Here is a 311-nt window from a genome sequence, read left to right on the forward strand (position 1 = left end):
GAACAGCCCATGGTCCGGCAACGCTTCGACCGCGGCCTTCAGCAATGGCGCAAATTTTTCGGGTTGCCGCCAGTCGTAGATGCCGGCGAGCGGCTTCCAAACGGCAAAGCCGGCGCGCTGCATCGATTGATTGAAGCCGGCGGCCACGGCAGCGATTGCCGCGATCTTCGAAGCGACGGCGGCATCGCCAAGCGCCGGAGCGCCGCGCAGCACCGGCCTGCCGGCGGCGTCGGGAAAATACGCCCGCAGCCATCCGCGCACGACGGGCAGGAAATGCACGTGCTGATGACCGTCGATGAAGTCGGGCTTGC

General features: G+C 66.6%; 1 pseudogene. It reads right to left on the bottom strand.

Annotated elements, in window-relative coordinates:
- Nucleotides 1–311: pseudogene (locus EN852_RS38375) on the bottom strand (hypothetical protein); the annotation flags it as partial.

The sequence above is a fragment of the Mesorhizobium sp. M2E.F.Ca.ET.209.01.1.1 genome (assembly GCF_004010375.2).
Lineage (GTDB): Bacteria > Pseudomonadota > Alphaproteobacteria > Rhizobiales > Rhizobiaceae > Mesorhizobium.